A 6,215-nucleotide genomic window follows, 5' to 3' on the forward strand; every position below is an offset into this window, starting at 1 on the left:
AGAGAATCCTCATAAAAGAATTGTTTTGCGCTGCAAATATAGAAAGAATTTTTCCATCTTTTCGTAGCGGATTCAATCCTTTTCCTTTATTCATATGCCAGTTCAAAAATTTTCAAAATATCTTCGTAAGCGAGCGGTTTATAACCGATTAAAGAACGCGTTTTATTTCGCGAACAATCTAACGCCAATTTTTCTAAAGATTCTTTTTTCACGCCGAGCATTTTTAAATTCGTCGGCATTCCAATCGACGCATAAAATTTTTCTTGCAAATCAATTGCGCATTCGACAGTCTTTTCGGGATGTTCAAAATCGATGTCTAAATTCCACACATTTTTTGCGTATTGCAAGAATCGATTTACATTGGATTTGTAAACATAACGCGCCCAACTGCACCAAAGCGCCGCAAGTCCTGCGCCGTGAGAAATTTTCGGATACATTCCAGAAACTTCATGTTCCAACTGATGCACGACTAATTGAAATTCGCGACCGCAGCCGGTGAGTCCATTATGCGCGAGCGAAGACGCCCACATCATATTTGCGCGAGCCGTATAATCGTTTGGATTTTTCAAACAATCCTTCCCCGCTTTCATCACACTTTTGATAACCGCTTCCGCAATAGAATCCGTTAAATAGGTTTCTTCGCCCGGACAAAAATAACGTTCAATCGTGTGCATCGCAATATCGACAATGCCGCAAGCCGTTTGATACGCATTCACGCTAAAAGTCAATTCCGGATTTTCAATCGCAAAATTCATGCGATTAAAACTCGAACTATATCCGCGTTTTTCTCCGGTTTCTGCATTCGTAATCACGCACGAATTGGACATTTCCGAACCCGCAGCCGCAAGTGTTAAAATCGCCCCTTTCGGAATCGTCTTTTTCGGTTCTGCTTTTCGGAGCGAAAAATCCCACACATCGATTTCGGGATTCGCAGCGCCATTCGCAATATCTTTTGACGAATCCATCACCGAGCCGCCGCCCACTGCCAAAATAAAATCGACTCCTTCGCGCAAACACAAATCAATTCCTTTTCGCACTAACGAAAGTTCGGGATTTGCAATGACGCCGCCGAGTTCTACAAACGCAATTTTTTCATCGTTCAAACATTTTTTGACGCGGTCCAAAAGCCCGCTTTCTTTCGCCGACTTTCCGCCATAATGAATCAACACTTTTTTCGGCGAAAATTCCTTCACTAATTTTCCAACCCGCAATTCTTCGCCAGCACCAAAATAAACTTTCGTGGGCGTTTCATAAATAAAATTCTTCATAAAAAACCTCCGCCAAAATATAATCACTATTTCAATTCACAATGGACAATGCAAAATGAACAATGATGAGAAATTCTCACTCCTAATTTTTCCTGTATTCTTTCGGGCTTTGCGCAAATGCTTTTTTGAATGTTTCGGCGAAATAACTTGCGCCCGAAAAGCCGACGCTAAACGCGATATTTTCAATGGAATCGTCTGATGTTTTTAAAAGTTCACATGCTTTGCTTAAACGATAGGCGGTTAAAAATTCGTTGGGGGTTTGATGAAAAAATTGATTAAACAATTTGCAGCATTTGCTTTGTCCCACGCAGCCTGCTTTCGCAATTTCGTTAAGCGTTAATTTGTCACTAAAATTTTGTTGAATGAACCCGACGATATTTTTTAGAATCGTTAAATCGCCCGATTGTTTTTTGGGCTTTTCATTTTCTTTCATCAAGAGTTTGAAAAGGCTTGCCCACATCATCGCAAATAAAGATTGAATTTCAAGCGGAGCTGTTTTTGAATTTTTGGCTTGATACATCAATTTTAAATTTTCAATCACTTTTTGATGAATCGGATTTTGTTTTTCCAATTTTAAAAAAGCGGCGTTTTGATTTTTCACAAGCGGCATCACAAAATCTTTTTCTACGGCTACTGACGAACAAAGTAATATTGGATGAATGACAGCAAAAATAAATTCACATTCTTGTTCGTCGGAATATCCAAAATGCAATTGCCTCGAATTTACAAAAGCACCTTCGCCCGGATTCATCGGAATAATTTTTCCGTTCACATTGTAATTCATAAATCCCGACAACACGACAACGATTTCAATCGAATCGTGCCAATGGCTTGGGGCCGAAAAATTGGGGTAGGTCGAAAGATGCGCTTTGTTCACCAAAATTGGATAATCTTCAAAATCATAATGGATTTTTTCAGAGCGGTCATCGTTTAAATCTAGTTCCACTGGCATAGCCACCTCGCGCAGGATTGTTATAGAAATAGATAGAAAATTGATTTTAATCTGTAAATTTTAATTGTATAATTATACTCGTAAAACAAAAGGATATTTTTATGATAGACAATATCACACGCCGCGATTCTGGCATGGCTTACTTTGCAGACGAAAGCGTTACCGCGCAACAACTCGTCGCCAAAAAATGCATTCGAAAGTATAATCAAATGATGCCTTTTGATTTAGAAGGTTTAAAATGCTTAGACGAAGCAGGCATTAAACATTCGGGCTCGCTTTACTTTGAACCTCCGTTTCATTACGAATACGGAACTCACATTCAAGTGGGCGATAACTTTTACGCAAACGCTTTTTGCGTGATGCTCGATGTCGGAAAAATTACGATTGGCGATAATGTATTCTTCGGACCGTCGGTTTCTGTGTATACCGCAGGCCACCCCATTCACCCTGTAAGCAGAAGATCGATGTATGAATACGGCATTCCTGTAGAAATCGGAAACGATGTCTGGGTGGGCGGAAATTCTGTCATTTTGCCAGGCGTAAAAATCGGAAACAATGTCGTCATCGGCGCCGGAAGTGTCGTCACGAAAAACATTCCCGATAATGTCATCGCCGCCGGAAACCCGTGCAAAGTCATCCGCAAAATCACCGAAGAAGATCGGAAGTTCTATTTCAAAGACAAGGTTTTTGACGATGAAATTTGGGACAAAGTTAAAAACACAAAGTGATTTTACAAGTAAATTAGTTTCACTTGTTTTGCCGATAACTTTTCAGCAATTCATGCTTGCCTTAGTCAGTGCAAGCGATGCTTTAATGCTTGGAAAGTTATCGCAAAATGCTTTGTCAGCGGTAGCTCTTGCCTCGCAAATCAGCTTTGTGCAAAGCTTATTTCTTGCGGCTTTAACGATTGGACTTTCGATTTTACTCGCGCAATATTGGGGCAAAAAAGATACCGAAGCGGTTTCGAAAATTTTTTGCTACGGGCTTAAAATTTCTGCGATACTTTCCCTTTTATTTTCCATCGTCGCATTTATTTTCCCCGCGGAATTGATGCAAATTTTCACAAACGAAAAAGATTTGATTTTCGATGGTGCAAAGTATTTAAAAGTCGTTTCGTTCTCGTATTTTTTGACAGGGATTTCGCAAATCTTTTTATGCCTTTTTAAAAATTGCGAAAGGGCGTTTCAAAGCAGTTTGATTAGTTCTGTCGGCGTTGTGGCAAATATTATTTTCAATGCGATTTTTATTTTCGGATTATTTTCATTCCCTGCGCTTGGAATTGCGGGAGCCGCACTAGCGACGGTTTGCGCAAAAATAATCGAACTCACTTGGTGCATTTTAGATTTCAAATTCAAAAGTCAAATCAATTTCCAAATCAAACATTTAATTCGAAACGATATCATTTTTGTTCGCGATTTTTGGAAATATACATTCCCCGTTTTAGGAAACGAAATCGTTTGGGGCGTAGGCTTTACGATGTATTCTGTCATCATGGGGCACTTGGGAAGCGACGCCGTTGCCGCAAACTCGATTACAAACATTGCGAAAAATTTAATCGCTTGTTTTTGTATTGGGCTCGGAAGCGGTGGCGGCATTTTAGTCGGCATTGAACTTGGAAAAGGTAATTTAGAACATGCAAAATTATGCGGGGAAAAGTTGTGCCACTTGGCGATTTTCCTCGGGACGATTTCTGGAATTTTATTTATCCCGCTTTCGTTTTTAATTACTTCATTTGCCAATTTATCGGAAACGGCAAATGAATATTTGAAATGGATGCTTTTGATGTGTTCGTATTACATGCTTGGAAAATCCATCAACAGCACAACGATTGCGGGCATTTTCTGCGCGGGCGGTGATTCCAAATTCGGATTTGTCTGCGACTCAATCACCATGTGGTGCGTGACTGTTCCACTCGGATTTTTTGCCGCGTTTGTCTTAAAGCTCCCCGTCCTCGCTGTATTTTTTATTGTGAACTTAGACGAAATCGTGAAACTGCCCGCCGTATATTTGCATTACAAAAAATACAGGTGGGTGAAAAATATTACGCGGTGAGACTTAAAACATGAAAGAACTTTCGCGCCTTAGGCGAAAACTTTTTATGATTATGAAAATCCTAAATATCTACATGACTAAAGAATGCAATGTGTAGTCAATTACTTTCCTCTACCCAATCGGTAAATCAATTCCATAATCCACAGTATTTTCACGCAATTCAAAAACAAGTTGCATTTGACTATCTTGAGTTTTACAGATTCGATTTTGATAATCGCTTCGAATTGAAATTTGCTCAATTTCTTCGCGACGTTTTTTAGATAATTCTAAAAATTCCGATTCTTGTTCAATTCCTAAAAAACGGCGATTCAAAAGGTTAGCTGCAATCCCTGTTGTACTTGATCCTGAAAAAGGATCTAAAATCCAAGCATTTTCTTTCGTTGAAGCTTGAATTATTCTAGCTAAAAGCGGTAATGGTTTTTGCGTCGGATGTTTCCCACAAGATTTTTCCCAACGCCCAATCGCAGGCATTTGCCAAACATCTCGCATTTGCGTGCCGCCATTTATTTTTTTCATCAACTCATAATTAAAATAATGCGGGACTTTTTTGTTTTTTCGAGCCCAAAGAATAAATTCTGTCGAATGCGTAAAAAATTTGCAACTCAAATTAGGCGGCGGATTTGTTTTTGCCCAAGTGATGCAATTTAAAATTCGAAAATCAAGTTCGTTTAACATTTGAGCTACTGAAAAAATATTATGGTATGTTCCGCTAATCCAAATGGAACCATCTTCTTTTAATCGATTACGACAAGCAGAAATCCATTTTCGGTTAAATTCATTGTCACTTTCAAATCCATGAGATTTATCCCAAGAGCCTTTGTTGACGGAGACTTGTTTACCACTTTGAACTGAGATTCCGCCATTAGACAAGAAATATGGAGGATCTGCAAAAATCATATCAAACTGAAAATCAAGTTCATTTAAAACTTGAATGCAGTTTCCTTGAATTAGATTAAAATCGTGGTTTTGAGATTTGTAGAAAGATTTAGGCATCAGGCAAAATTTCCATTTCAGGTACTGGTAAACCTAATTTTTCTAACGGAATATATTCAAAATAGTAAAAACAATTCATACTGATTATATAATCTAAGGTGTCTTTATATTTTGGATTTCCTAGGTTCTGTCAAATAAACTGTGTCATTTAGTTTTTGTTAGCTAAAAAAAGAGCTTTGAAATTTCAAAATTGAAGAAGCGAAAAGCAAAATCAAAGCGATGTTTTTTCAACTCGATTTTGTCTTTGCGACAACTTCAAATTTCTCCTTTTGAAGCAATTCAAATATAACAAGAAATGATAAAATTATCATTCCTTGTTTGAAAAAAAATCATCCAATTAAAGTTTTTGTGTTTCCGTTTGGGGGCGGAGAAAATTCATTTTGGAATTTGATTTAAGTTGAGTGGATTAAATCTTTGACCAAAAAGAATCGATAATTTTTGTACGCAAGTTGTCCAGTTTTGCAATGGCTTTTTCCACTTCTTTTTGATATTTCGATACGCCAAGTACACGAGTTTTACAAGCGAGTCATCATTTGGAAACAGACCTTTTGTTTTTGTCACTTTTCGAATTTGGCGATGATAACCTTCGACAGTATTTGTCGTATAAATAATGCGACGAATTTCACTTGGATAATCAAAATAACACGAAAGTTTATCCCATTTTTCTTTCCAAGATTGAATGACGATTGGATATTTTTTTGCCCAATTTTCTTCTAATTTTTTGAGTGCAATTTCGGCTTCCGTTTTGGTCGATGCCGCATAAACTAACTTCAGTTCTTTCAAAAATTCTTTTTGTGATTTTGCGTTAATGTACTTGAGTGAATTTCGAATTTGATGCACTACACACAACTGAACATTGGTCTTTGGAAACACGGATTCTATTGCGTCCGGAAAGCCTGAAAGTCCGTCTACACAAGCGATGAGAATGTCTTCCACTCCGCGATTTTTCA

6 protein-coding genes are annotated in these 6,215 nt (G+C 38.0%); 2 read left to right on the plus strand and 4 right to left on the minus strand.

The features are described from left to right. Positions 1–86: 86 nt before the first annotated feature. Both B0H50_RS02430 and B0H50_RS02435 read right to left on the minus strand, forming a co-directional pair. On the minus strand, positions 87–1,268 hold the full coding sequence (locus tag B0H50_RS02430; RefSeq protein ID WP_106197514.1) for an iron-containing alcohol dehydrogenase: 1,182 nt from the start codon (positions 1,266–1,268) through the stop codon (positions 87–89). A gap of 82 nt (positions 1,269–1,350) precedes the next feature. Further along, complete coding sequence (locus B0H50_RS02435) at positions 1,351–2,220, minus strand: AraC family transcriptional regulator (protein ID WP_106197513.1); 870 nt, start codon at positions 2,218–2,220, stop codon at positions 1,351–1,353. A 101-nt stretch (positions 2,221–2,321) separates the two neighbouring features. Here B0H50_RS02435 and B0H50_RS02440 point away from each other — a divergent pair, with 101 nt between their 5' ends. Together B0H50_RS02440 and B0H50_RS02445 are read left to right on the plus strand one after the other, a co-directional pair. Beyond that, on the plus strand, positions 2,322–2,948 hold the full coding sequence (locus B0H50_RS02440) for a sugar O-acetyltransferase (protein WP_109587185.1): 627 nt from the start codon (positions 2,322–2,324) through the stop codon (positions 2,946–2,948). After that, positions 2,914–4,272: an MATE family efflux transporter gene (locus B0H50_RS02445; protein WP_106197511.1), complete on the plus strand. Its 1,359-nt coding sequence runs from the start codon at positions 2,914–2,916 to the stop codon at positions 4,270–4,272. The genes B0H50_RS02440 and B0H50_RS02445 overlap by 35 nt, the downstream gene beginning before the upstream one ends. A 111-nt stretch (positions 4,273–4,383) precedes the next feature. Here B0H50_RS02445 and B0H50_RS02455 read toward each other — a convergent pair whose 3' ends face one another. Both B0H50_RS02455 and B0H50_RS02460 read right to left on the minus strand, forming a co-directional pair. Next, positions 4,384–5,265, minus strand: coding sequence for a DNA-methyltransferase (locus B0H50_RS02455; RefSeq protein WP_106197510.1), 882 nt, complete (start codon positions 5,263–5,265; stop codon positions 4,384–4,386). A gap of 375 nt (positions 5,266–5,640) precedes the next feature. Continuing rightward, positions 5,641–6,215 (minus strand): IS256 family transposase (locus B0H50_RS02460; RefSeq protein WP_146193658.1); only part of this gene is annotated, 575 nt, incomplete at its 5' end.

Origin of the sequence: Hallerella porci (assembly GCF_003148885.1) — a bacterium.
Classification (GTDB): domain Bacteria; phylum Fibrobacterota; class Fibrobacteria; order Fibrobacterales; family Fibrobacteraceae; genus Hallerella; species Hallerella porci.